We start from the raw sequence: 636 nt of genomic DNA on the forward strand, positions 1-636 counted from the left end.
GTATTGTTGCCGGGCGCAAGGATCTGGTTCGAAATGCGTTCCTRCAGAATATGGGCATTGGCCGCGGCATGAAGCTTGGCAAGGAAAGCATCCTGGGCACCATCGCAGCACTCGAAGCCTGGGAGAAGCGTGACCATACCGGTATCCGCGAAAAGGAAACCGGTTATCTCAATTTGTGGAAGCAGACGCTGTCGGGCAAGCCCGGCGTGAGTGCTGAGATCGAGCCAGATCCGACCCACAATCCGCTTGACCGTTTGCGGGTGACCGTCAATCCGCACGAAGCTCATATCACAGCGTGGGACCTCGCCGACGCGCTGGCGAGAGGCGCGCACCCGATCATCGTGCGCGATCATGAAGCCGAGCATGGGTTTTTCTACATGGATCCATGCAACCTGCATCCAGGCGAGGATAAAATCGTGGCGAGCCGTCTCGACGAGGAGCTGAGCAAGGCACGAGCCTCGAACGAGATCATCGCAAGCCCGTTCGAAGAACGTTACGCCCGTCGTATCGCTGGTCTGATGCGCTGGCCAGATTGACCGGAGGATAGCTCATGGAAAAGCCCATCGCCCCCGTTCTGTCGGTTTCGAACCTGACCACATCTTTCTTGGCCGATGGTCAATGGCGGCCGGTCGTGGG

Annotated in this window: 1 pseudogene; it reads left to right on the forward strand. The window is 58.6% G+C overall.

Annotated elements, in window-relative coordinates:
• Positions 1-536, forward strand: a pseudogene (locus ACXJ5O_RS29090) (aminotransferase class V-fold PLP-dependent enzyme); the annotation flags it as partial.
• Positions 537-636: the final 100 nt, after the last annotated feature.

The sequence above is a fragment of the Phyllobacterium sp. P5_D12 genome (assembly GCF_054049495.1).